The sequence below is a fragment of the Actinomyces oris genome, from assembly GCF_006546825.1.
Classification (GTDB): Bacteria; Actinomycetota; Actinomycetes; order Actinomycetales; family Actinomycetaceae; genus Actinomyces; species Actinomyces oris.
Map to the genome: position 1 here is coordinate 207573 of NZ_VICC01000005.1, position 25385 is coordinate 232957.

General features: G+C 67.7%; 20 protein-coding genes, 2 tRNA genes and 1 pseudogene. 12 read left to right on the forward strand and 11 right to left on the reverse strand.

Features of this window, described 5'->3' with window-relative positions; translation table 11 throughout:
- The 4 genes and pseudogenes from FK267_RS13640 to FK267_RS07155 all read right to left on the reverse strand — a co-directional run.
- Positions 1-964 (reverse strand): annotated as a pseudogene (locus tag FK267_RS13640) (peptidase); the annotation flags it as partial.
- Positions 965-1189: 225 nt separating this feature from the next.
- A complete protein-coding gene (locus FK267_RS07145) occupies positions 1190-2293 on the reverse strand; it encodes an LCP family protein (RefSeq protein WP_141406770.1) in 1104 nt (367 codons plus the stop codon).
- A gap of 156 nt (positions 2294-2449) precedes the next feature.
- Positions 2450-3415, reverse strand: a complete 966-nt coding sequence (locus tag FK267_RS07150) for an LPXTG cell wall anchor domain-containing protein (protein ID WP_141406771.1) — start codon at positions 3413-3415, stop codon at positions 2450-2452.
- 203 nt (positions 3416-3618) lie between these two features.
- On the reverse strand, positions 3619-5799 hold the full coding sequence (locus FK267_RS07155; RefSeq protein WP_141406772.1) for a M13 family metallopeptidase: 2181 nt from the start codon (positions 5797-5799) through the stop codon (positions 3619-3621).
- Positions 5800-5897: 98 nt separating this feature from the next.
- Between FK267_RS07155 and FK267_RS07160 the strand changes: the two genes are divergently transcribed.
- Genes FK267_RS07160 through FK267_RS07170 form a run of 3 tightly spaced genes read left to right on the forward strand, consistent with a single transcriptional unit; the run spans position 5898 to position 8741 of the window.
- Entirely contained in the window at positions 5898-6398 is a 501-nt protein-coding gene (locus tag FK267_RS07160) for a ribose-5-phosphate isomerase (protein ID WP_141406773.1), read from the forward strand.
- Between the two features lie 2 nt (positions 6399-6400).
- Entirely contained in the window at positions 6401-7402 is a 1002-nt protein-coding gene (locus tag FK267_RS07165) for an Fpg/Nei family DNA glycosylase (RefSeq protein WP_141406774.1), read from the forward strand.
- A gap of 40 nt (positions 7403-7442) precedes the next feature.
- Positions 7443-8741: an alpha/beta fold hydrolase gene (locus tag FK267_RS07170; RefSeq protein ID WP_141406775.1), complete on the forward strand. Its 1299-nt coding sequence runs from the start codon at positions 7443-7445 to the stop codon at positions 8739-8741.
- A 117-nt stretch (positions 8742-8858) separates the two neighbouring features.
- Here FK267_RS07170 and epsC read toward each other — a convergent pair whose 3' ends face one another.
- The 3 genes from epsC to FK267_RS07185 all read right to left on the reverse strand — a co-directional run bounded on the left by epsC (position 8859) and on the right by FK267_RS07185 (position 11818).
- Positions 8859-9434, reverse strand: a complete 576-nt coding sequence (gene epsC / locus FK267_RS07175) for a serine O-acetyltransferase EpsC (RefSeq protein ID WP_141406776.1) — start codon at positions 9432-9434, stop codon at positions 8859-8861.
- Between the two features lie 125 nt (positions 9435-9559).
- Positions 9560-10489: a cysteine synthase A gene (gene cysK / locus FK267_RS07180; RefSeq protein ID WP_101559676.1), complete on the reverse strand. Its 930-nt coding sequence runs from the start codon at positions 10487-10489 to the stop codon at positions 9560-9562.
- A 540-nt stretch (positions 10490-11029) separates the two neighbouring features.
- Positions 11030-11818 (reverse strand): IMPACT family protein, encoded by a 789-nt coding sequence (locus tag FK267_RS07185; protein ID WP_141406777.1) that lies wholly within the window; start codon positions 11816-11818, stop codon positions 11030-11032.
- A 156-nt stretch (positions 11819-11974) separates the two neighbouring features.
- On the opposite strand from FK267_RS07185, the gene rpmF reads away from it, so the two are divergent.
- The 4 genes from rpmF (at position 11975) to tig (ending at position 13991) form a co-directional block, all read left to right on the forward strand.
- Positions 11975-12139, forward strand: a complete 165-nt coding sequence (gene rpmF, locus FK267_RS07190) for a 50S ribosomal protein L32 (protein WP_003784449.1) — start codon at positions 11975-11977, stop codon at positions 12137-12139.
- A 34-nt stretch (positions 12140-12173) separates the two neighbouring features.
- Positions 12174-12244, forward strand: a tRNA-Gly gene (locus FK267_RS07195).
- A gap of 48 nt (positions 12245-12292) precedes the next feature.
- Positions 12293-12366, forward strand: a tRNA-Pro gene (locus tag FK267_RS07200).
- Between the two features lie 281 nt (positions 12367-12647).
- Complete coding sequence (tig, locus tag FK267_RS07205) at positions 12648-13991, forward strand: trigger factor (protein ID WP_010613512.1); 1344 nt, start codon at positions 12648-12650, stop codon at positions 13989-13991.
- A gap of 177 nt (positions 13992-14168) precedes the next feature.
- Here tig and FK267_RS07210 read toward each other — a convergent pair whose 3' ends face one another.
- Together FK267_RS07210 and FK267_RS07215 are read right to left on the reverse strand one after the other, a co-directional pair.
- Complete coding sequence (locus FK267_RS07210) at positions 14169-15302, reverse strand: glycosyltransferase family 2 protein (RefSeq protein WP_003786607.1); 1134 nt, start codon at positions 15300-15302, stop codon at positions 14169-14171.
- Between the two features lie 574 nt (positions 15303-15876).
- Entirely contained in the window at positions 15877-16245 is a 369-nt protein-coding gene (locus FK267_RS07215; protein WP_009747840.1) for a cupin domain-containing protein, read from the reverse strand.
- Between the two features lie 317 nt (positions 16246-16562).
- Between FK267_RS07215 and FK267_RS07220 the strand changes: the two genes are divergently transcribed.
- From FK267_RS07220 to FK267_RS07235, 4 genes are all read left to right on the forward strand, one after another.
- Entirely contained in the window at positions 16563-17201 is a 639-nt protein-coding gene (locus tag FK267_RS07220) for an ATP-dependent Clp protease proteolytic subunit (RefSeq protein WP_003786603.1), read from the forward strand.
- Position 17202: 1 nt separating this feature from the next.
- Positions 17203-17877: an ATP-dependent Clp protease proteolytic subunit gene (locus FK267_RS07225; protein WP_003786600.1), complete on the forward strand. Its 675-nt coding sequence runs from the start codon at positions 17203-17205 to the stop codon at positions 17875-17877.
- A 253-nt stretch (positions 17878-18130) separates the two neighbouring features.
- Positions 18131-19432 carry an ATP-dependent Clp protease ATP-binding subunit ClpX gene (clpX, locus tag FK267_RS07230; protein ID WP_003786598.1) on the forward strand — a complete coding sequence of 434 codons (1302 nt, stop codon included), beginning with the start codon at positions 18131-18133 and terminating at the stop codon, positions 19430-19432.
- Entirely contained in the window at positions 19429-19761 is a 333-nt protein-coding gene (locus FK267_RS07235; protein WP_070513832.1) for a chorismate mutase, read from the forward strand. The genes clpX and FK267_RS07235 overlap by 4 nt, the downstream gene beginning before the upstream one ends.
- Before the next feature lie 128 nt (positions 19762-19889).
- On the opposite strand, the gene FK267_RS07240 is transcribed toward FK267_RS07235, so the two are convergent.
- On the reverse strand, positions 19890-21791 hold the full coding sequence (locus FK267_RS07240; RefSeq protein ID WP_141406778.1) for an AMP-dependent synthetase/ligase: 1902 nt from the start codon (positions 21789-21791) through the stop codon (positions 19890-19892).
- Between the two features lie 47 nt (positions 21792-21838).
- Positions 21839-23731, reverse strand: coding sequence for an AMP-dependent synthetase/ligase (locus FK267_RS07245; RefSeq protein WP_141406779.1), 1893 nt, complete (start codon positions 23729-23731; stop codon positions 21839-21841).
- 312 nt (positions 23732-24043) lie between these two features.
- Here FK267_RS07245 and FK267_RS07250 point away from each other — a divergent pair, with 312 nt between their 5' ends.
- A complete protein-coding gene (locus FK267_RS07250; RefSeq protein ID WP_141406780.1) occupies positions 24044-25336 on the forward strand; it encodes an ABC transporter substrate-binding protein in 1293 nt (430 codons plus the stop codon).
- Positions 25337-25385 lie beyond the last annotated feature (49 nt).

Consider the following 25385-nt stretch of genomic DNA (forward strand, 5'->3'; position numbering starts at 1 on the left):
TCTGCTCCGTGGTCTTGTCGCCACCGCCGTTGTTCTCGGTGGCCCTCTGCTCGGAGGTCTCGGTCTCGGTGGTGGAGCGCTCGGAGCTCGCGATGGTGAAGGTGTGCTGGGAGACCGTGGTGACGGTCTGGCTGGTGGCCGTCTCGCTGTGGTGAGAGCCGGTCAGCACCAAGACGTACTCCCCGTCGGGGGCGTCAGTGGGAGCGGGCAGGTTGCCCGTGAGGTTGCCGTTGGCGTCAACCGTCAGCTCACCAAGGGTGTAGCTGACGCTGGAGTCGCTCTTGCTCCTGAGGAGGACAGTGACCTTCTCGCTGGCGTAGAAGCCCTGGGCGTGGAAGGTGAAGGTCTGGGACTGGCTCTCCGTGCGGGCGGAGACCTCGTAGGAGCCGGAGATACGCGTGTCGTCGAAGTAGATCTGCGTCTGCTGCTGCTTGGTGACCTGGGTCATCTCAGTCTTGTCACCGTAGGTCATGCAGCCAGCGCCAATGGTCCACCCGTCAGTGGTGGTGGCGGTGGTTGTGCCGATGGACTTGATGAGCGCCGCCAGGTCGAGGTCGGAGGTCCAGCTGCCGTCCGCAGCCGCCTCGGTCTTGACGACGTCGGAAACGGAGCCGTCAGGTGCGTACAGCGCGATGCCGACGGTGGCCTGCTTCCCGGTGCAGCCGGTTCCCGAGATGGTGAAGGACGTGTTGGTGCTGGAGGAGGCGAAGGTCTTCTCCTGAGTGATCTTGAAGCTGCTGCCAGCGGCGGTCTTGCCGGGGGCCGGAGTGGCCTCGCCGGTCTTGCTGGGAGCCGGGCTGGGCTGAGCAGGTTTGCCGGGGGGCGTGGTGGCCTCGGCGGTGCTGCTGGGGGTGCTCGAGCTGTTGCTGTTGGAGCTGTTGGCGAGAACGGGGGAGGCAATGAGCGAGGCTCCGGTCATTGCGGCCACCGCGCTGGCTGCGGCCAAGGGGCGTCCAAGACGCATGTGTCCTCCTAGGTCTGACGGGGGAACGATGGTTGCCGGCGATCCGATTCTTCGTCGACTCGTTATCTACCGTAACGATGAATAGGGCGAGGGCGTGGGTCTCTGAGGTGATACCAGCCACATGTGGGAGTGTCCTCGCTCACGTGAAAATGTGGGGTGGTCGTGTGAGAAGGGCGACGAAAGGCTGATATGGCGGGAAACCCTCGGGGTCTCTCCGATGAGTGACTAGGCGCCCGCTGGCCGACAGGTTTTGGGCGTGTACCCGTAGCCGGCCAGCAGGTCGCGCGACTCCTGGTTGGGGGAGACGATGATCGACTCATCCCGAGGTCCCGTCGGAAGATCGATGACCGTCGTGGTTCCGGCCCGTCCGGCTTTGGAGGCGCTACGTCCCAGTGAGACCAGGTCTGCGAGCCCGGTACCTGAGTCCAGGGTGATGTTCCCGGCCACGGTGTGCGCCAGCTGATGGAGCGAGATGGGGTTACTGGCGCTCTGCCCGATGGCGGACAGTACGGCCTGCATGACGGTGGCCGTGGACTGGCTGCGGCGTTGGGCGCCGTCGGCCTGGCTCATGGCCACCCAGCTGCCGTCGCGCAGGATCTCCGGGTGCCGTGAGCGGACAAGGGCCAGGGCGTCGATCCCACTGAGACGGTGGTGGCCTGCGGAGGTGAGGTTCAGACCGGTGTAGGCGTCTCGAACCGGCTCGGGGATGTCCACCTCAACGCCTCCCAGGGAGTCGATGATGGTGGCGAACTGAGCCATGTCGATGGTCACCAGATGCGTGGTGGGGATTCCCAGGCCGGTGCACAGGGCGTTGATCGTGTTCTGCGGTCCCGGGACGTAGGTGGTGGCCAGGCGGTCCAGCTCCATGCCCTTGCTGTTGATGGTCAGGTCCCGGGGCAGGTTGATGACGGTGAGTCCGTCCTGGGATGGGCGTACCAGGGCGATGACGTCGGCGCGGGAGCCTTCCACCTCCTGAGTGGTTCCGTAGCGGCTCTGGTCTCCCGGCACGGTGGCGCGCGAGTCGGTTCCCAGGATCAACCAGGTCTCGCCGGCCGTCGGTGAGGAGGTGGAGGGCATGGTGATATCGACACGTGCGGGGCGATGAACCAGGACAGCCACATCCGCCCCCAGCGCCAGGGCGGTCGTCATGACCGCAGCGCTCAGGCCGACGACGATCTTGCGTCGCCTCGACCAGCGCCTGATGCCTGTGCCACCCCGGCCCTGGCGGCGTCGCTGCGGCAGGGGGGAGGAGGTAGCGGTGGGGTCGCCGGTGGCGTCCGAGGCCTCCGAGGGGGCTGCGCTGTGCTCGTCGTGGGAGGTGGTGTCCATGGTCTCAGTGTCCGCTTCGGGGCTGTGCTGTGCCGTCAGGCGTGGATGCGCGTGCCGTGTGGCGGTGACGGGATGGAACGAGACCGCCGGGGAGACAGCACGTGCAGTGCTGTCTCCCCGGCGGGAAGTGTTCCCAGTCAGACTGGGAGGAGGCGATCAGGCCTTACGACGACGCACGACGAGGGCGCCGCCACCGATGGCCACGAGGGCCGCGGCAATGCCGCCGAAGAGCAGGCCGTTGGCGCCGGTCTGGGCCAGGGGCTTGCCCGAGGTGGGGGAGGAGGCCGCCGGGGTGGCCTCGGTGCTGGCCGGGACGTTCACGCTGCCGTTGCTGGCGGGAGCGGTCGGGTTGGCGGTGGCGCCACCGTTGCCGGTGATGCCGTTGTCACCGTTCTCCACGAGGTCGAGGGAGCCGCCCTTGGCGACGACGGTCTTGGTGCTGCTGCCGCCCTCGCCGTAGCGGTCGCCCTCGATGGTCAGCGTGTACTCGCCGTCCTCCACGTTCGAGGGTGCGGGAAGCTCGCCCGTGACGTTGCCGTTGTCGTCAGCCGTCAGCGTGCCGACGGGGTAGGTCTTGGAGGAGTCGGTCTTGCTGACCAGGGTGAGGGTGACCTTCTCCTTGGGGGAGAAGCCCTTGACGTCCACCGTGATCTTCTGAGCGCCGTTCTCGGTGGTGATCTTGTAGGTGCCGTCCACGTCGGTGTCGTCGAAGGCGATGCCCTGCTGGTCCTGACCCTTCTCCTCGCCGTAGGAGACGCAACCGGCCACGAGGGACCAGCCGTCGTCCGAGCCGTCCGTCTTGGCCTCAGCGCCAGTGGACTTGACCAGCTCGGGGATGTTCAGCGTGGTGGACCAGTTGCCCTCGGCGTCGGGGGTGGCCTTCACGATGGTGGACATCTCGCCCTTCGAGGTGTGGAGGGCGATGCCGACAGCCGCGTCCTTGCCGGTGCAGCCGGTGCCCGACACCGGGAAGGCGGTGTCCGAGGGGTTGACGATGACCTGCTGGTCCTCGGCGAACTTGAAGGCGAGGGAGTCGCCGGCCAGGGCGGGGGAGGCGGCAAGGGAGGCGCCGATGGCGGCGGCCATCACGCTCGCGGCGGCCAGGGGGCGTCCAAGACGCATGAGTGCTCCTAGATATAGGGGGATAGGTGGCAACCGGTGAGTCGGGGTGTCACCGCGTTGTCCCCACCCTAGCGTTCCTCAGGGTGAGGTTCTACGTTTTTTTGTGAATGAGGTATCGACCTCAGTCGGGAGTAGTTGTGGATTCTTCTAAGTAGGGCAACGAGTTTCGGGTCCTGGGGCTTGAATCCGAGCGACCGGGCCGTTTACCAAATAGAGACCCGCTCGTTTGGTGACAACCACAAGGCGTCGTCGGAATCCACTGCGAAGGCCTTGTAGAAGGCATCCACATTGCGCACGATTCCGTTACAACGGAACTCCGCCGGCGAGTGCGGGTCGACGGTCAGAAGGAGCTCGGCGTAGTCCGGACGGCTCTTGGAGCGCCAGATCCGTGCCCAGGAGTAGAAGAAGCGCTGCAGGCCGGTGAGCCCGTCGATGACAGGAGCCTCATCCACTGAGGGGATGCCGGCGTCGGCCAGGGCCAGGGAGTAGGCCTTGAGGGCGATGCCCAGGCCACCCAGGTCACCAATGTTCTCCCCGATGGTCAAAGCGCCGTTGACGTGCGGGATCTCCTCCTGCGCCGTGCCCGCCTCCCGGTGCTTGGCGACGACGACCTCGGGCGTGTAGGCGTCGTACTGGCTGATGAGCGCGCTCGTGCGCTCGGTGAAGGCCTCCCGGTCCTCCTGGGTCCACCAGTCGCTGACCTTTCCGGTGCCGTCGAAGGTCGAGCCCTGGTCATCGAAGCCGTGGCCGATCTCGTGACCGATGACAGCACCGATCCCCGCGTAGTTCACAGCGTCGTCGGCCTGCGGGTCGAAGAAGGGAGGCTGAAGGATCGCCGCGGGGAAGACGATCTCATTCATGGTGGGGTTGTAGTAGGCGTTGACCGTCTGAGGGGTCATGTGCCACTCGTCGCGGTCCACCGGCTTGGTCAGCTTGTTCAGCGAGTAGGCCATGTCGGCCCGCTCCACGCTGCGCACCGAGGCCAGGACGTCCCCGGGGACGACCTCGACGGCGGAGTAGTCGCGCCAGCGCACCGGGTAGCCGATCTTCGGGGTGAACAGCGCCAGCTTCTCCAGGGCCCGCTCCCGCGTGGCTGGACTCATCCACTCCAGCGAGGAGATGGACTGGTGGTAGGCCTCGATGAGCCGGCCCACCAGGGCCTCCATCGCCGACTTGTGCGACGGCGGGAAGTGCCGCTCCACGTAGATCTCGCCCAGTGCCTCACCCAGGCAGGACTCCACCAGGCCGACGCCGCGCTTCCAGCGGGGCCGCAGCTCGTCGGTCCCCTGGAGCGTGCGGCCGTAGAAGTCGAAGCTCTCCTCCACGAAGGCCCCCGACAGCAGGCTGGCCCGTCCGTGAACGACGTGCCAGGCCACCCAGGCCTTGAGATCCTCCAGGTCGGTCTCCTGCCAGACGCCTGCCGCGTGGGGGAGGTAGTCGGGCTGGGTGACGATGGCCTCCTCGAGGAAGGCGGTCTGCTCGATACCGGCGCTCCGGGCGGCCGCACGGATCCCCTCGCGCCACTCGTCCCAGGGCAGGTCCGGGGCCGAGTCCACGATCTGCTGCCAGGACATCGGGTTGTTCATCTTCTCCACGTCACGGCAGGTGACGCGGTCCCAGTGGCCCTTGGCCAGGGCGGTCTCCACGGCCATGACCCGTTCGGCGAGGTCCTCACCCGAGGCGCCGAAGGAGTCCGTCAGACCCGCCAGCGCCATCATCCTGGCCACGTGCTCCACGTAGGCCTGGCGCAGCGGGGCCTGAGCCTCCTCCCGGTAGTAGGACTCGTCCGGCAGTCCCAGTCCCGACTGCCCCACCCAGCTCGTGTAGCGCTCCGGGTCATTGATGTCCACCTCGACATCCGCGCCGACCACGCCCATGAAGCCGACGGGAGTCATCTCTCCCAGCGCTCGCGCCAGCTCCTCCTTGGAGGAGGCGCCCAGCACCGGTGCCAGCTCCTCAGCCAGCGGCTCGGCCCCGAGCTCCTCCAGATGGGCCTCGTCCATGAAGGCCTGGTAGAGGGCGCCGACCCGGCCCCGGTTGGTGGACAGGACCTCCGCGGCCCCCTCGGGCGCCACGGAGGAGAACTGCTCGGCGAGCTCCTCGACGATCTGGCGGCAGGCGGCCTCGGACTCGTCGCGCAAGGTGGTGAAGGCGCCGCTGCTGGGACGGTCCGCCGGGATCTCGGCGGTCGTGAGCCACTGGCCGTTGACGAAACGGAACAGGTCGTCCTGGGGGCGCACCGAGGTGTCGGTGTGCGCCGTCTCCAGCACGCCGGCGAGGATGGCGTCGGCGGCGGGGGAGCTGCTCGCCGGCTGGGAGTGCTGGGCCGGTGAGTCCGATGCAGGGCCGGTGGGAGTCGGTGAGGTCGCGCAGGCGTCAGTCATAGCGGACACGCTAACCCGCTCCGCTGCTCTCAGGCGCCCCGACGGCGCCCGTTGCCTCATGGTGCGAAGCGCTGTTCGCGTGAGGCACAATTCTGCCCATGCGCATCCATATCGCCTCCGACCACGCCGGTTATGAGCTCAAGAGCGCCGTGAGCGCGCACTTGAGGGAGCAGGGGCACACCGTCATCGACCATGGAGCCCACTCCTACGACCCGGATGACGACTACCCCGCCTTCTGCCTGGCCTGCGGGGAGGCCGTCGTGGCTGACGCCGGGAGCCTGGGCATTGTTCTCGGGGGCAGCGGCAACGGGGAGCAGATCGCCGCCAACAAGGTGGACGGGGTGCGTGCCGCGCTGGCCTGGTCGATCGAGACCGCCAGGCTCGCCCGCCAGCACAACAACGCCAACGTCGTCGCGCTGGGCGGTCGCATGCACGATCTGGGGGCGGGCCTGGCGATTATCGATGCTTTTCTCGCCGAGCCCTTCAGCGGCGATGAGCGCCACGTGCGTCGCATCGCCCAGCTCACCGACTACGAGAGCCGCGTTCATGACGCCCCCGCTCCAGCGGCTGATCCCACCGGCGCCCCCGCCGGGGCCTGAGCATGCCGGAGGGGCACACCATCCACCGGCTCGCCGCCGCCCTTGACGAGCTCTACGGCGGTCAGAGCCTGCGCGTGCGCTCGCCGCAGGGGCGCTTCGCCGACGGGGCGAGCCGTCTTGACGGTCAGGTCCTCCTGGGCAGCCAGGCCCACGGCAAGCACCTCTTCCTGCCTTTCGGCCCCCGCGCCGACATGTCCCTCGACGACGCCTCCGTCACCTGGCTGCGGATCCACCTGGGCCTCTACGGGGCATGGACCTTCGACGGCGACCGTGACTTCACAGCGCCCCACGCCATCGGGGCGCCGCGTCGCCGCGTCGGTGAGCGTGGCGAGCACGCCCTCAAAGGTGGGGGAGGGTCGGCCCTGACCGGGCTGAACGGCGGGAGCCTCGAAGCCGAGGGGCAGGGCACAGCCACACACGGGCCCGCCCCCGAGGAGTGGGAGCCTCCCGAGCCGCGTGGCGCGGTGCGGCTGCGGCTGCTCGGCGAGCACGGGGTGGCCGACCTGACCGGACCGGCGGCCTGCGAGCTGCTGGACGCCGAGGGTGTGGCCGCTGTCCGCCGTCGCCTCGGCCCGGACCCGCTGCGCGCTGACGGCGACGTGGAGTCCTTCGTGGCCAAGGCGCGCTCGCGGCGCAAGAGCATCGGGGAGCTGCTCATGGACCAGTCCGTCATCTCCGGAGCCGGCAACATCTACCGGGCCGAGACGCTCTTCCGGGTCGGGGTCTCGCCCTTCCGAGCGGGCAACCGCATCAGCCAGGAGCGGCTGCGGGCCATCTGGGAGGACCTGCGTCCTCTCATGGAGTACGGGGTGGCCACCGGCTTCATCACCACCGTCGACCTCGACGACGTCCCCGCCCCCCTGCCACCTGACGACCCCGAGGCCGGCCGGTGGTACGTGTACCACCGCACCGGCCGTCCCTGCCTGCGCTGCGGGACCCCGGTGGCGGAGCGGGAGGTCGCCTCCCGCCGGCTCTTCTGGTGCCCGACCTGTCAGGCCCACTGAAACCGGCTGGAGACCCTCCGGGGCCCACTAAGGTGGCGGCATGTCGAACGCCTCGCCCGCCCTGCACTCCTCGAGCTGGTCCTCCTCGACCGCCGGCCTGCTGACCCGCGACCACCACCTGACCGTTCCCCTGGACCGCAGCGGGCAGGGGGACTCAGCCCCCGACGGGACGGAGTCCATCACCGTCTACGCCCGTGAGATCTCAGCCGTGGGCATCGACCCGGTCTCCCGGCCGCCACTGGTCTTCCTTCAGGGCGGGCCGGGCTGCGAGGCACCCCGTCCCAGTGCCGACTCCGGGCTCGGCTGGATCGGTGCGATCCTCGAGCACCACCGACTCATCCTCGTCGACCAGCGCGGCACCGGAGCCTCCAGCCCGGTGGACCGGCCCGATGCCGCCGGCACCCCAGCAGACACCGCCCGGCTGCTCACTCACCTGCGCGCCGATGAGATCGTCGAGGACTGCGAGGACCTGCGCCGCGCTCTGGGCCTGGAGCGCTGGAGCCTGCTGGGCCAGTCCTTCGGAGGGTTCTGCGTCACCCGGTACCTCTCCGAGCACGCCCAGAGCCTGGAGAAGGTCTACATCACCGGCGGCCTGCCCGCCGTCGGGCACAGCATTGACGAGGTCTACGCCCTCAGCTACGAGGCGATGCGCCTCAAGAGCGAGGAGTACTACACCCGCTTCCCCCAGGACCGCGACCGCATGGCGTCCCTGGTTGAGAAGGCCGGTCGGGGTGAGCTGAGGACGGCGGGAGGGGATTTCGTAGGACCCGAGCGCCTGCGCTCGCTCGGTGCCCTGCTGGGCGGGGCCGGGGGAGCGGACACGATCCACTACCTCCTGGAGCGCGACCCCGACTCCTGGGCCTTCCGCTACGACCTGGGGCAGTGCCTGCCCTTCGGCGGCAGGTTCCCGCTCTACGCCGTCATCCACGAGTCCTGCTGGGCCGACGCCGGCACCACCGACTGGGCCGCGCAGCGGGTGCGCCCCGCGGTCTTCGACGACGATCCCACCCTGCTGACAGGCGAGCACGTGCGCCGTGAGGCCTTCGTCGAGGACGCCGGTCTGCGCCCCTGGCTGGAGGTGGCCGACCTCCTGGCCGCGCAGGAGTGGCCGGCGCTCTACGACCCGGCCCGCCTCAAGGCCACGACGACTCCCGGGGCGGCTGCCGTCTACGCCCGCGACGTGTTCGTGCCGATGACCACATCCCTGGAGACGGCCGCGCTCATCCCCGGCCTGCGCACCTGGATCACCAGCGAGTACGAGCACGACGGCTCACGCGCCTCCGGGGGTCGGGTCTTCAAGCGCCTGCGAGACCTGGCCGCTGGAGTGATCGCCCGCTGACAGCTGTGCCCTGGTGCGCCCACCGGGCGCACCAGGGCACAGCCGGGTGCTTGAGGAGCACGCGAGGGACGGGCGTGAGGCGGCCCCCGGGTGCCCGCTGGGATGCTGTGAGGCGGCTCAGATGTAGATGGTCGGGTCCATCATGAGCTCGGGGTCGGTGCGGGGGTCGCGGGCCCGGCTGGGCACACCCACGGCGACATGACCCTGCGGGAGGTTCTTCACCAGGACCGCGTTGGCCCCCACCTTGGCCCCGTCCTCGACGGTGACCGGTCCCAGGACCTTGGCGCCCGCGCCGATCTGCACGTTGTTGCCGATGGTGGGGTGGCGCTTGCCCGGATTCATCGACACCCCGCCCAGAGTCACTCCGTGGAAGAGCAGGACGTCGTTGCCGACCTCCGCGGTCTCACCGATGACCACGCCCATGCCATGGTCAATGAAGAAGCGCTCACCGATCTTCGCGGCCGGGTGGATCTCGATACCGGTGAAGTTGCGGGCCGCTTGAGATAGGGCGCGCGCCGCGAATCGGTACCCCTTGTGCCACAGCTTGTGAGCCGCCCGGTGCGCCCACAGGGCGTGGACACCCGGGTAGAGGAGGGCCACCTCCACGCTGGAGCGGGCGGCGGGGTCGCGCTTGCGAGCCGTGGCCAGGTCCTCGCGGGCCAGGTCCAGGAGGGACCGCTGGGAGTTGTGCATGGTGTGCTCCTGTGATGGGTGACGGTGCGGCTCAGGTCGGCTGGTGAGCCTTCACCTTGCCCGCTGCGCCGGTGACAACACCGACGGCGGCTCACCTGTTCCCAGGTTCGCCGCCGTCGGGGGAGTCAGTCGAGGAAGTCCTTGAACAAGGGCGTGGACAGGTAGCGCTCACCGGTGTCCGGCAGGACGGTGACGATGGTCTTGCCCTCGAACTCAGGGCGCCTGGCCAGCTCGCTGGCGGCGGCCAGAGCGGCGCCCGAGGAGATGCCCACCAGGAGACCCTCCTCCGCAGCGGCCCGGCGAGCGTAAGTGATGGCGACGTCGGACTCGATGTGGAGCAGTTCGTCCCAGATGCCCTGGTCAAGGATCTCGGGAACCACGTTGGGGCCCAGGCCCTGGATCTTGTGGGGAGCGGCCTGTCCCTCGCTCAGCAGCGGGGACTCAGAGGGCTCGACGCCGTAGATCTTCACCCCGGGCTTCTCCTGGCGCAGAACCTGGCCCACTCCGGTCAGTGTGCCCCCGGTGCCGATGCCGGCCACGAAGACGTCGATGTCGCCCCCGGTCTGCTCCAGGATCTCCCGAGCCGTGGTCTCGCGGTGGATCTTGGGGTTGGCCGGGTTGGCGAACTGGGAGGCGAGGATCGAGTTGGGGGTGGCGGCCTGGATCTCCTCGGCCCGTTTGACCGCGCCGGCCACGCCTCCCTCGGTGGTCAGCACCAGCTCCGCACCGAAGGCGCGCATGATGGCCCGGCGCTCCTTGGACATGGTCTCGGGCATGGTGATGATGACCTTGTACCCCAGGGCCGCTCCCACCATGGCCAGGCCGACGCCGGTGTTCCCGGAGGTCGCCTCCACGATGGTGCCACCGGGCTTGAGGTCACCGGAGGCCTCCGCGGCGCGCACGATGGACAGGGCGATGCGGTCCTTGACCGAGGCGGCCGGCTCGAAGGCCTCCACCTTGGCCAGGACGGTGGCGGGGGCGCCGTCGGTGACGCGGTTGATGCGGACCAGGGGAGTGTTGCCGACCAGAGCGGTTGCGTCGGGTGCGTACGTCATAGTGATGTCCTTCGAGTGTGGGTTGGGTGAGCCCTGTGGTGATGGCGACCGGCGGTGCCGCGTGATGAGGCGACGTCGGGCCCGCGAGGACTCGTAAGAGAAAAGAAGTGGGACGGTCCGCGTCCGTCAGGGGGCCACGTCATGAGGAGTGGCTCGAACAGCAGGGATGGCCGCCTGCTCCGGGAGCGCCGGGCATGCGCGCAGCGGTACGCGCACAGATGTCGTGGCCTGGCGCTCTACCGACACCGGCAGCAGCAGCACGCGGGCGCAATGGGCATGGAGGGCGAGGACATGGTGCGCATGACGGTCTTCACCATCATGGGTCCTCCTTAGTTCCTCAGGGCGACTGGCTCGCCTACCCGGGCGTGAACTGCTCATCCGAGGCGTGGTGCCCCGGCTGTTGGTTGAACCCTACCCCGCCTCCGATGGTGATTGCCACATCCGTCCGGCATCTGCTCGCATCGTGGTCGCGAGCACGATGCGAGCCCGCGGGTGTCGGGTGAGCGTATCCGGGGGAGCGGGGGAGCTCGGCCCTGGGCTTCAGGCCGGGGGCACGGGGACCTCCACCAGTCGGCTGCCGGCCGGTTCTGCTGCCCCCTCGCCGCGGGTCAGGGCCGCCAGCGGGGCGTGCAGGAGCTCGGGATCGGCACAGGACGTGGCCAGCACGAGGACCGCGTGGGTCGGTCCCCAGATCGTCTCCTCGACGTGAATGGTCGGGGCCGAGGCGGCCGTCCCGCCCTCCGCCGTCGGCCCCGATGCCGTGGCGGGATTGCGGGAGCGCAGCTCCGCCTCGATCCTGCCGGCCTGGGCCACCGGAACCCGCAGGTCCCACAGATGAAGTCGGGTCAGGGTGACTCGTGCAGCCGCCTGCAGCGCCTGAGCGGTCGCCTCGGAGTAGGCGCGCACCAGTCCGCCGGTTCCTAGGAGTGTTCCGCCGAAGTACCGGGTGACGACGACGGTCGTGTTGGCCAGTCCCGTTCCCCTCAGGACGTCGAGCATGGGCTGTCCGGCCGTGCCGGAGGGCTCGCCGTCGTCGTTGGAGCGCTCGGTGGGTGGGGCAGTGGCGGCCAGGGCGTGTCCGTCGGAGAGATCGGTGAGTGTCAGCGCCGAGCAGTGGTGGCGCGCGTCGGGGTAGGTGGAGCGCACGTCCGCAATGAAGCTCCGGGCCTCGTCCATGGAGTCCGTGCGGCAGGCGCGTGCCAGGAAGTGGGACTTCTTGATCTCCAGGTCGATCTCGGGCTGCTCGCCGCGGGCCAGGGTGATGAGCCCGGGGGATGGCTGCTCCTGAGACTGCTGGTGCGATGGTGTGCGAGGGGCGTGCGGGGCCATGGCAGGATCCTCGCACGGGGCGGGCGCGGGACCGATGTCACACGCCTTGAGGCGCTCCTGGACTGGAAGCGGTCCCGGCGATGTCGTTATGGTGTCCCTCGGTCCAGTTTCGAGGGGTCATCCGATCCCCAAGGTTCACGAGAGAGGAGCGGGCCCATGGCAGTGCCGAAGCGGAAGATGTCCCGCAGCAACACCCGCAACCGCCGCTCACAGTGGAAGGCCAAGCTCACCGAGCTCAACACCATCCGCGTCCAGGGCCGCGAGATCTCCGTCCCTCGCCGTCTGGCGCGGGCATACAAGGAGGGCCTCATCGAGCAGTGAGGCTGCTGGTGGAGGGGTGAAACCCTTCATCCATGCGGGTGTAGCTCAATGGTAGAGCCTCTGCCTTCCAAGCAGATTGCGCGGGTTCGATTCCCGTCACCCGCTCTGTGAGCCGAAAGGGGCCGCTCCTCGGCGGCTCCTTTCGTCACGTCACGGGCTGTGGCGCAGTTTGGTAGCGCACCTGCTTTGGGAGCAGGGGGCCGCGGGTTCAAATCCCGCCAGCCCGACTCCTCGTCCCGTGGTCGGACGGCCTGTGCGCAGACCGCATTCAGGTGCGCGTCGAGGCGGATGCGTGGCCTGTGAATATGCCGATGCGGCCCGCGGCCAGGACGACCGAGCCCGGCGCCACCTCCTGTGTCCAGACTCATGCGCCAGGTGCGGACCCAGCGTCGATCCCACTGTCCGTTTGCCCTAAGATGGCACGGATTGACGCCACAGACGCGCGTCCACCGAGCGCCTCCGAGCGCGTCGGTGTTACCGCAGAACTCAGACCTTGGGAGCAACCCCCGTGAAGACCACTGTCGAGAATCTTGACCCCAGTCGCATCAAGCTGACCGTTGAGGTCCCCTATGAGGAGCTCAAGCCCAGCCTGGATGCCGCCTACAAGGAGATCGGCTCCCAGATCCAGGTCCCCGGCTTCCGTCGCGGTCACGTCCCCAACCGGGTCATCGACCAGCGCGTCGGCCGTGGGACCGTCATCCAGGAGGCCGTCAACAACAAGCTTTCCGACTTCTACCGGGACGCCATCACCGAGGCCGAGCGGGTCCCCATGCTCCAGCCCGAGGTCGACGTCGTCGAGCTGCCCAACGCCACTGGCGAGAACGGCGGCCAGCTGGCCTTCACCGCCGAGGTCACTGTTCGCCCCGTCATCGAGCTGCCGGACCTGAGCAAGGCCAAGCTGACCGTGGACGCCGTCGAGGTCACCGATGAGGACGTCGACACCGAGCTGGACAACCTGCGTGCCCGCTTCGGCTCCCTGAAGTCCGTGGGCCGCAAGGCCAAGACCGGTGACTTCGTCACCATTGACCTCAAGGCCGTCATCGACGGCGAGGAGGTCGACTCCATCTCGGGCGTCTCCTACGAGATCGGCAAGGGCAACATGCTCAAGGGCCTGGACACCGCCCTGCGCGGCCTGAAGACCGACGAGTCCGCCACCTTCACCACCGAGCTGGCCGGCGGGGAGCACGCCGGTGAGCAGGCCGAGGTCACGGTGACCGCCACTGCCGTCAAGCAGCGTGAGCTGCCCAAGGTCGACGACGAGTTCGCCCAGCTCGCCTCCGAGTTCGACACCGTCGAGGAGCTGCGCGAGGACCTCGTCAAGCAGGTCACCGAGCGCAAGACCGGTGAGCAGGCGGTCGCCGCCCGTGACGCCCTCCTCGAGCACCTGCGCAGCGAGGTCGCCTTCGACGTCCCCGAGGCCGTTGTCGAGGCCGAGGTCGCCCAGCACCTGCGGGCCGAGGGCAAGGACGGCGACGAGGAGCACGCCAAGGAGATCCGCGAGGACATCGTCAACGGTGTGCGCGACCAGATCATCCTCGATGTCCTGGCTGAGGACCTCAAGGTCGGTGTGGCGCAGGACGAGCTGCTGGAGTTCCTCTTCCAGACCGCCCAGCAGTACGGCATGGAGCCCGCCCAGTTCCTCCAGGGTGCTCAGCAGGCCGGGCAGATTCCCGCCTTCGTCTCCGAGGTCGCTCGCAACAAGTCTCTGGCCATGGCGCTGCGCCAGGCAGCTGTGGTTGACTCCAAGGGCGAGACCGTGGACCTGTCCGCCTTCATCGGCTCCGACGAGGACGACGCCGCCGCGGCAGCTCAGGCCGCAGCCGTTGCCGCTGAGGGTGAGGACGCCGAGTGAGCCCACGGCGGCGTTCAAGGCGCGTATGAGCTGAGGCGCGTTCCCCGCTCATGCGGGACGGCCCCCAAGCTGAACAGACGGGCCCACCTTCTTCTGGAAGGTGGGCCCGTTGCCGTGCGGGGGAGTGTTGTCGGGATGATCTCTCCCGCGTTGACCGGGATGCGTCCCGGATGAGGATCAGCCCGCTGTGACGAGGTCCTTGCGCTTGGGGCGAATGACTCCGAAATTGCGTTCAGGAATCGCCATCTTGAAATAGTAGGCGACCCCGATGGGAACCACGATGAGACTGACGAAGAGGCAGTAGAAGGGCTGGAAGATCAGCCACTTGTTGCCGTGGTCCCAGTGAAGCCACACGATAGCGGCGTAGTAGATGAACAGTGCCAGCAGAAGTGTCCATCCGGGATTGACAACGGCTATCCATCTGAGCACGAACATGCTGATGACCACGATGCCGCTGTACAGCCACAGGAAGGGGTGCTGGAAGACGAATCTGAAGTTGATGATGAAAAGCCTGAAGGAACCGCCGCTCCAGGCGATTCGCTGGCGCCACCAGGAGTACAGGGTGTCGGGCGCGTTGGTGTTGACGTGGGCAAGAATGTGAACGGCCTTGTATCCCAGTGCGTCTCCGATAATCCCGGACTCGATGTCATTGCCCTGGAAGAACAGTGAGTGGCGGGCCATGATCTGGCGCATGACGTCGGTCTTGCCGATGTGAAGGGCGCCGCTGAGCAGCCACGGCATGATTCTGCGTGCGCGCATCGAGACCACGTACTCGTGGCGCTGCATCTGGACGATGAAGGGCCCCTTCTTCTGAGGCACGATGGTGACCGAGGCGAAGTCGGCCTTATTGGCCACCAGGGCGCCGATGATGTGGGTCAGAGGCTCCTGCGCCGTAGTATCGGCGTCAAGGCAGACGATGTAGGAGTTGAGGGGGGCGGCCAGCAGTGCGTCGCGGACAACCGTGTCCCGGGTGATTCCCGAGGTGCTCCGCTTGCGGCCTACCTTCCGTGGGACGTAGTTGCTGCGGAAGATTCTGAACCCGTAGCGAATGGCGATGTCCTCAAGGTCGCGGTAGAACTCCTCGGACTCACCAGATGTGGTGCACAGGACTACTCGATCTCCATAAGGGCGCAGATAATCCGCGTTCTGCAAGTACTTGACGTTGCCGTAGATCGGTACCAGGACGCTGAAGTCGTCCGAGGTGATGTTCGGATTCAGCTCCACGGCTTTATACCACTTCGAGGTGATGCCGGCCCAGATGTCAATTCCGATCCAGAACAGGATTCCCACCAGCAGGGTAATGACGATCATGCAGTGGTCCTCTCTGATGCATGGAATTGTGCGAACGTGCTGAACACGAGTAGCCCCTTACTGGGTGGTGCTGCAAGCGGAAAAGACGTGTTGTTCGAGCAGGGACGGGGTTATTGAATCGTGAAAGAATGTGGCTGACTGACGTCGGAGTGAAACCTGGGCCGAAGGGCTTTGGTGTCGTCAGGCAGGCGGACACTCCAGTGCTATCGGTCGGATAAATTCGATGGTGCCACGCCGCCCTCACCGATGCCACGGTGTGGGAAGCGGGTCACGTCAAGATCTCGGGCGCCTACAACCTATCCGATGGAAGGTTTAGTTTTCCTACAAGGAAGGGTGAGTTGGCCTACCGTCGTCTCGCGCCTGTGTGTGCGAGTGATCCGCGACACCGGGCGCGATACGTCAGGTGGTGCCTGGTCGTCCAGCGTCTGTACTGCGGCTGGATGAGGTGCTCGACTTAGTGGAACTCACAAGGAAACGGGATGGGGGCGAAGGCTCGGCACCTCGCCCCCATCCCGCGCGGTGGTGGCCGTCAGTCGGACGGCTCCCGATCGGTAGGCGGTTGCCCGCTCCTGGGCTACTTCTCGTTCGCTGCTGCGGCCTTGTCGACGTCGACCATCACCAGCTGCATGCGGCACGGCGTCACGGCCGTCAGCGCGTGACGGTCACCGGGTGCCAGGTAGATGACGTCCCCGGCGCCCATCCGCTCGGTGCGCTCGCCGATGGAGAAGTCCATCTCGCCCTCCAGGAGCGTGACGATCACCGCCCTGGGGGAGGAGTGCTCGGTGAGGACCTGACCGGCGTCGAAGGTGAAGACGACGGTGCGCAGAATCTCGTTGTTGACGACGACTCGTGAGGTGGTCGCCTCCTCGGAGATGGGCAGGGCGGCGTTGAGGCCGAGTCGGAACAGGGACTCGGTGGAGGGGGTGCTGGATGAGGGGGACATGTGTTCTCCTACGGTGTTGGGTGGACAGGACTGCGAGGGTTGTGGGGCTGTGAGGGCTGGGCCGAGCGCGTCCCGAGGTGACGGTGTGCCGGGCGTCGGATGATGCTGCTATGGCAGACAGTACTGGTGACAAGACTGAGGGGCGCGATCTGCTGAGGTGCTGACCGTCGGGGATGGTGTCGTGATCGCGAGGAGGCTCGAGGATATACGCCCCGTGGTCGCCACACCTGCGCCGTGGGCGAAAAGGGTGCGACGGCGGGCATGGTGGCCGAGGGGGTCGCGTTAGCGTTGGTGACACCGACCATGAGAGGACTGACGTGAGCGAGCTCTACACACCCGCTGCGGTCGCCCCTCCCCAGGCAGCCGACGCCGCAGGCGCGGGTCTGGGGTTGACCGACTCCATCTACAACCGCCTCCTCAAGGAGCGCATCATCTGGCTCGGCTCCGAGGTGCGTGACGACAACGCCAACGCCATCTGCGCCCAGATGCTGCTGCTGGCCGCCGAGGATCCCGAGCGGGACATCTACCTCTACATCAACAGCCCCGGCGGCTCGGTGACCGCCGGCATGGCCATCTACGACACCATGCAGTACGTCCAGCCCGACGTCGCCACCGTGGCCACGGGACTGGCCGCCTCCATGGGGCAGCACCTGCTGTCGGCCGGCGCCAAGGGCAAGCGCTACCTCACCCCCCACGCCCGCGTGCTCATGCACCAGCCCTCCGGTGGTGCCGGGGGTTCGGCCACCGACATCCGCATCAACGCCGACCTCATCATCAAGATGAAGCAGGAGCTCGCGGAGATCACCGCAGCCAACACCGGGCACACGGTGGAGGAGATCATCGCCGACTCCGACCGTGACCACTGGTTCTCGGCCCAGGAGGCCCTGGAGTACGGATTCGTCGACCACATCGTGCGCTCCAGCCGGGAGATCGGCAAGCAGAACGGAGACAACTGACATGTCCTCGACCCGTCCCTACTTCGAGGCCATCGCCCGCCAAGCCGGTGCCATGCCGCAGGCCCGTTACGTGCTGCCCCAGTTCGAGGAGCGGACCGCCTACGGCTTCAAGCGTCAGGACCCCTACGCCAAGCTCTTCGAGGACCGCATCGTCTTCATGGGTGTCCAGGTCGACGACGCCTCCGCCGACGACATCATGGCCCAGCTCCTGGTCCTGGAGTCCCAGGACCCAGACGGTCTCATCACCATGTACATCAACAGTCCCGGCGGATCCTTCACGGCGCTGACGGCCATCTACGACACCATGCAGTACATCAAGCCGCAGGTGCAGACCGTCTGCCTGGGGCAGGCGGCCTCCGCCGCCGCCGTGCTCCTAGCCGCCGGCAGCGAGGGCAAGCGTCTGGCCCTGCCCAACGCGCGCGTCCTCATCCACCAGCCCGCCATGGAGGGGATGCAGGGCCAGGCCAGCGACATCGAGATCGTCGCCAATGAGATTGACCGCATGCGCTCCTGGTTGGAGGATACTCTGGCCGCGCACACCGGACGGGACCGCGAGAAGATCCACGCCGACCTCGAGCGCGACAAGATTCTCACGGCTGCCGCCGCCAAGGAGTACGGGATCGTGGACCAGGTGCTCACGTCCCGCAAGGCCCCGGCCTCTCCGCACTCCTCCTGAGGAGTGCCGGGATGCAGGCCGGGCCTTCAGTGCCGTGCTGAGGCCGTGTGTGGCGCTCCCTCCCATGACCGGTGGGAGCGCCACACACGCAGCCGGTGGAAATAAGTCCAGCAAACCCTGGCAGCATGGCGCCCAACGTGGCATATTGCGGACTGGACACGCCGCCATGCACTCGGCGCACCTGCCGTCTGAGCCCGTAGGCTGACGCAGGGCCGCCCGGGCGCGGGGGCCGATGACGAACCTGGAGGAAACTGTGGCACGTAACGCTGAGAGTGTGGATCTGCTCAAGTGCTCCTTCTGCGGCAAGAGCCAGAAGCAGGTCAAGAAGCTCATCGCCGGGCCCGGTGTCTACATCTGCGACGAGTGCATCGAGCTGTGCAATGAGATCGTCGACGAGGAGCTGAGCGACTCAGGCGCCGGAGTTCCTCTCGAGCTGCCCAAGCCCCAGGAGATCTTCGACTTCCTCAACCAGTACGTCATCGGTCAGGAGGCCGCCAAGCGCGCCATGAGCGTGGCGGTCTACAACCACTACAAGCGCGTCCAGGTCAAGGAGCGCTCCGTGGCCGAGGGGGACGGCCTGGAGCTGGGCAAGTCCAACATCCTCCTGCTGGGGCCCACCGGAACCGGTAAGACTCACCTGGCCCGAACCCTGGCCCGCCTCCTCGACGTCCCCTTCGCCATCGTCGATGCCACGGCTCTGACAGAGGCGGGGTATGTCGGCGAGGACGTGGAGAACATCCTCCTCAAGCTCATCCAGGCCGCCGACGGCGACGTCAAGCGCGCTGAGAAGGGCATCATCTACATCGACGAGATCGACAAGATCGGTCGCAAGGCGGAGAACCCGTCGATCACCCGCGACGTCTCGGGTGAGGGCGTCCAGCAGGCCCTGCTCAAGATCATTGAGGGGACGACGGCCTCCGTGCCGCCCGGCGGCGGGCGCAAGCACCCGCACCAGGAGTTCCTGGAGATCGATACCACCAATATTCTCTTCATTGCCGCAGGCGCCTTCGCCGGTATCGAGGAGATCGTGCGCCAGCGTCAGCGCAAGGAGTCCGGGGCCCAGATGGTGGGCTTCGGGGCGCAGCTGACCGGCAGCACAGGATCGCAGGACGTCTTCACCTCACCGGTGCGCCCCGAGGACCTTCACAAGTTCGGCCTCATCCCCGAGTTCATCGGCCGCCTGCCCGTCATCGCCACGGTTCAGGACCTGGGGGTGCGTGAGCTCGTGCGCGTCATGACCGAGCCCAAGAACGCTCTGGTCTCTCAGTACCAGTACCTCTTCAGTCTCGACGGCGTCGAACTCGAGCTGACTGATGCCGCTATCGAGGCGGTGGCCTCCCTCGCTCTGGAGCGCAAGACCGGTGCCCGGGGACTGACCTCCATCGTCGAGGAGGTCCTGGGACAGGCCATGTTCGAGGTTCCCTCCCTGCCTGAGGTCGGGCGCGTCGTCGTCGACGCCGATGCCGTCAGGGGTACCGGCAAGCCCAGCTACCAGTCCGGTTCGGGAACGCTGCGCTCGACGAACAAGATGGGGGAGCGGAGCCGGACCGCATGAGCGAGGAACAGGGCGGCGTCCCCCCTCAGCTGGCCGTCTATCGGGCCACCATCGACAATCTCGACGCCGCCCTCGTCCATCTCCTGGCTGAGCGCTTCCGCTGCACTCAGCAAGTGGGCCTGCTCAAGGCCCAACTGGACCTGCCGCCGGCCGACCCCGGGCGCGAGCGGCAGCAGGTGGCGCGTCTGCGGTCCCTGGCCGTGGAGTCCGGCCTGGACCCGATCTTCGCCGAGAAGTTCTTCACCTTCATCGTCGCCGAGGTCATCCAGCACCACGAGGAGATCCGCGACGACCACGAGGCCGAGCGGGCCAAGCAGACCGAACTGTAGGAACCGCCGGAGGTATCCGGTCAGGTGAGCTCTCGGTGACTCGCAGCGACACGAGCCGTTGAGGCGAGCCAGAAGGATGGCCCCGGAGCAGCCGGCGGGCCGAGCCCGGTGGGCTCTCACGGCGGCCTTCAGTCCTGCGACGGTGAGACGGTGGTGCCGGGGATGAGCGGCGTGCGCGTGTAGAGAGCCTCGATCTCGGCCGAGAAGCGCTTCTCCGCCTCGGCGCGGCGTACCTTGAGCGAGGGGGTCAGCAAGCCGTTGGCCACGGTGAAGTCCGTGGGCAGCACCTCGAAGGTGCGGATTGACTCCGCCCGTGAGACCGCCTCGTTGGCCCGGGCCACCGCCTTCTCCAGGGCGGCGCGGACCCGCGGGTCCCGGGCGGCGTCGACGACGGTCATCTCCTCCAGGCCGTGGGAGGACAGCCACAGTGGCAGCATCTCCGCATCCAGGGTGAGTAGCGCACCGATGCAGGGACGGTTCTCCCCGACGACGAGTACCTGGCTGACCAGCGGGTGACCCCGCAGGCGGTCCTCCAGAGGGGCCGGGGCGACGTTCTTCCCACCGGCGGTGACGATGAGCTCTTTCTTGCGCCCCGTGATCCGCAGGAAGCCCTCGGTACCTTCGAAGGAGCCGATGTCCCCGGTGCGCAGCCAGCCGTCATCGGTGAAGGCCTCGGCCGTGGCCTCGGGGTTGTTGTGGTAGCCCGTGAAGGTGCCGATGCCCCGGACCAGGATCTCCCCGTCGTCGTCCAGGCGGAGCGAGCAGCCGGGCAGCGGGGTGCCCACAGTCCCGATCCGGGTGACCTGGGGCAGGTTGACGCTGCACGGGCCCATGGTCTCGGTCAGGCCGTAGCCCTCCAGGACGGTGACTCCGGCGCCGCGGTAGAAGTGCCCCAGGCGCTCGCCCAAAGGCCCGCCTCCGGAGACCACGTGCGTGACCTGCCCGCCCAGCACGGAGCGCAGGGTGGAGAAGACGAGCTTGTCGAAGGCGGCGCGCTGAGCCTTGAGCCGGCGTGACGGGCCCTGCGGGGTGTCCAGGGCCCGGGAGTACGCAATCGCGGTCTTGGCCGCCAGGCGGAAGACCTTCTGCTTGGCGCCGGTCGCCTTGGCATCGGCGGCGTTATAGATCTTCTCGAACACCCGGGGGACGGCCAGGACCGCGGTGGGCCGGAAGGAGCCCAGGTCGTTGAGGAGATTACGCACGTCGGGCACGTGCCCCAGTACGCCCGCGCGCGAGCAGACGACCGCGATCTCCACGAACCGGCCGAGCACGTGGGCCAGGGGCAGGAACAGCAGGAAACGGACCTCGGCCCCGCCCAGGACCTCGGGCACGTGCGGGCAGACGTTGACGCATAGGTGCACGAGGTTGCCGTGGCTGAGCTCGACGCCCTTGGGGCGGCCGGTCGTCCCGGAGGTGTAGACGATGGTGGCCAGGGACTGTGAGGTCAGGGCCGCGCTGCGCCGGTCGAGCTCGCCGGCATCCACGCCTCGACCGGCCTTGATGAGCCCCAGGACGTCCTCGCGCTCGATGCACAGCACCTGCAGGCTCTCGAGCTCGGGCACGGTGGAGGTCAGCGCGCCGACCATGGCGGCCATGGCCTCGTTCTCCACGACGATGAGCTTCACGCCGGCGTCGGTAAGGATCCACTGGGCCTGCTCGGCCGAGGAGGTCTCATAGACGGGGACCACGACGAGGCCCGCCTCCCAGGCGGCGAAGTCCACCAGCGTCCACTCATACGACGTGTGCGACATGATGCCGACGGCGTCTCCGGGCTGAAGCCCGCGGGCCACCAGACCCGCGGCCACCTCACGCACCTGGGTGCGGAAGGCGCTGGCGCTCATCTCCCGCCAGCGCCGCCCTAAGGGGGACTTGCGGGCGATGAGCCCGCCGTCGGGACTGCGGCGCACGCGCTCGGCCAGCGCCCAGGGCGTCGTCATGCCGTCGTGAACCGGGACCAGGAGCTCGGTGGTGTGCTCCTCGGAGGAGACGGAGGGGCTGGAGTCGGCCGGTCGGACTGAGGCGTCGGTCATGGTGGCAAGTATGCCCGCCCGAGGCCGCTGGCGAGGTTTGCTCCCGTTTACTCCTGCGGCCCTTTGCGCGTGGAGCTGTAGATCTCCGCGATGACGTCGGCGTGGGCCTCCATGACCGGGCCGCGCTTGACCTTCAGCGACGGGGTGAGCAGGCCGTTGGCCTCGGTGAAGTCGGTGGCCAGCACCCGGAAGGTCCGGATCGACTCGGCCCGGGAGACTGCGCGGTTCGTGCGCGCCACGGCCCGGTCCAGGGCGGCGAGCACCTGCGGGTGGGAGGAGGCCTCAACCACGTCCATCGCCGCCAGCCCGTGGTTGCGCAGCCACTGGGGGAGCATCTCCTTGTCCAGGGTGATGAGGGCGGAGATGAAGGGCTCCCCGTCCCCGATGACGAGCACCTGGCTGATGAGCGGGTGGCCGCGCAGGCGGTCCTCGAGCTGGGCGGGTGCGACGTTCTTGCCTCCGGCGGTGACGATGAGCTCCTTCTTGCGTCCGGTGATGCGCAAGTAGCCGTCCTCGTCGAGGGCGCCGATGTCACCGGTGCGGAACCAGCCGTCGGTGGTGAAGGCCTCGGCGGTGGCCGAGGGGTTGTTGTGGTAGGTGGAGAAGACTCCGATACCGCGGACCTGGATCTCCTCGTCCTCACCGATGCGGATCTCGTTGCCGCAGACGGGCGGACCGACGGTGCCGATCTTGTTGAGCCAGTCGGTGTTGACGCTGACCGGGCCGATGGTCTCGGTCAGGCCGTAGCCCTCCAGGATAGCCAGGCCCAGGCCACGGTAGAAGTGCCCCAGGCGCTGCCCCAGCGGCCCTCCGCCGGAGATGATGAAATGGGCGTTGGGCCCCATGAGTCCCCGGATCTTGCGGAAGACGAGACGGTCGGCCATGGCGTGCGCCCGACGCAGGCCGCGGGAGGGGCCCTGAGGGGTGTCCAGAGCGCGGGAGTAGGCGATGGCGACCTTGGCGGCCCAACGGAACAGCTTGAGCTTGGCGCCGCTGCCGGCCTTGGCGTCAGCGGCGTTGTAGATCTTCTCCAGGACGCGTGGGACGGCCAGGATGTAGGAGGGAGCGAAGGACTGCAGGTCGGGCAGGAGGGTCTTGGCGTCGGGGGTGTGGCCCAGCACGCCCTCGCCGGCCAGGGACAGCAGCTGGAGGCAGCGGGCGTAGACGTGTGCCAGCGGCAGGAACAGCAGCAGGCGCACGTTGGTGCCCCACAGGACTCCGGGCAGGTAGCGCACCCCGTGATACGGGATGCCGACGGCGTTGCGGTGGGTGAGCTCGACGCCCTTGGGGCGGCCCGTGGTGCCGGAGGTGTAGATGATGGAGTAGACGTCGTCGACCGTGAGGGCGTTGGAGCGCTGGTCGACCTGGGAGGGGCTGACGCCCGAGCCCGCCTGGACGATGGTGGTGATCGCGTCGGCGTCCAGGGCGAGGACCCTCACCGGCTGCTCGATACCGGCGACGGCGCCGCGCACGAGCTCGGCCAGCGTGCCGCTCTCGGTGATGACCACACGCACGTCGGCGTCGGTGACGATCCACTCGACCTGCTCGGCCGAGCTCGTCTCGTAGATGGGCACGGAGATGAGGCCCGCGCGGGCGATGGCCATGTCCAGGAGGAACCAGTCGTAGGAGGTGTGCGCCATGATGCCGACGGCGGTGCCCGCCTCCAGCCCCATGCCGATGAGACCCGCAGCCACGTGGGCCACCTCCTCGCCGAAGGCTCGGGCCGAGACCTCCTGCCAGTCCCCCGACAGGGGCGACTTGCGGGCCACCAGTGGCCGGTCGCCGCTGCGGGCGATGCGGTCGGCGAGCAGCCACGGCACCGACCAGTGCGCCTCGGGCTGGAAGGGGATCTCGGTGCTGGAGACCCCGCCGGCCATGTGGCCGGGATAGCGCGGCGGCCTGGTGCTGGTGGCCTGGGGCGAGGAGGGGTGAGAGCTCACGGCCTCATTGTGTCAGGCGACGGTCAGGGCGGCGCACCGTTGAGGTGAGAGAAGGAGAGCGGTGCTGTGGAGGTTTTCACAGGCGGTACGCGGTGGTCTCGTGGGGATCACGGGGTGCGGGCAGCGGGAGGGCAGTCCGCGGTTCGGAGGTTCCTCTCAAGGATTCCGGGACGACAAGCGCGGATTAGGTTTGACCGGTCGGTTGCAGATATGTAACGTGCATCTCATGCCCTAGTCGACGCGCGTCGACGATGTGGGTCCTTCCGGAACGGAGCCGGTGGGCTTCGCAGCAGTTTCAAGGAGGAAACACACATGACACCCCTACCCCGTCGTCAGTTCATCCAGGGCTCGGCCCTGGCTGCGGCACTGGCCTCCGTCGGGGCCTGCGCCACCTCCCACGGAGACGACGACGGCCCCGTCACTTTTGAAGGCACCGGACCGATCACCTGGGTCCAGGGCAAGGACAACTCGGGCGGCAAGGTGCAGGCCAGGATCGATGAGTGGAACAAGGCTCATCCCGGTGAGGAGGTCAAGCTCATCGAGCTCTCCGCCGAGGCCGACCAGCAGCGCACTGCCCTCGTCAACGCCGCCAGAATCAACTCCAACGCCTACGACGTCGTCTCCCTGGACAATGTCTGGGTCTCCGAGTTCGCCGCCAACCGGTGGGTGGTCGAGCTGCCCCAGGACGAGCTCAAGAATGACGACATCCTGGAACCCGTCTGGAAGACGGGCGTGTACAAGGACAAGCTCTTCGCGGTCCCCTTCGTCACTGATGCTCCGATGATGTACTACCGCAAGGACTTCCTGGCGAAGGCCGGTGTGGCGGTCCCCAAGACCTGGGATGAGGTCAAGGCCGCCATCGACAAGGTCCGGGCCCTGCCCGACCACAAGGACATCGGAGGGTTCGGCGGTCAGTTCGCCAAGTATGAGGGCCTGACCTGCTGCGCCTCGGAGTTCATCCACACCGCCGGAGGTGGCTTCTACAACGACGACGCCCAGGTCATCCTCGACTCCACCGAGTCGGCCACCGGTCTGCAGTGGCTCATCGACGGCTTCGCCAAGGGCTACATCCCCAAGGAGTCCCTGGAGTGGAAGGAGGAGGACGGACGTAACGCCTTCGAGTCGGGCGACCTCCTCTTCTACCGGCAGTGGCCCTATCAGTACGCCAACAACAAGGAGTCCCTGGGGACGGAGAAGTTCGACGTCGCACCGCTACCGAGCATTGACGGCAAGCCCTTCGTCTCCACGCTGGGTGGGCACAACTGCGCCATCACCAAGGGTTCCAAGAACAAGGCGACCGCCTTGAAGTTCGTCAAGTGGTGGATCAACGAGGAGTCCCAGCGCTACCAGCTCAAGACCCAGACGCTCGCCCCGATCCTCGGATCCCTCTATAAGGATCCCGAGCTCCTCAAGGAGTTCCCCTACCTGCCGATCCTCAAGAAGAGCCTCGAGAACGCCAAGAGCCGTCCTCAGGCCGTCTACTACGGCGATGTCACCGCGAAGATCCAGGACAACATCTATCCCGCGATCCAGCAGCCGGGGAGCCGGTCCTCCAAGGACGTCATCGCCGGCCTGAGCAGCAACCTGAAGAAGCTGGAGGGGTAAGGCCACAGCAACGGCCGCCGCCGCGGGCGGCGCCCCCTGAGACAAATCG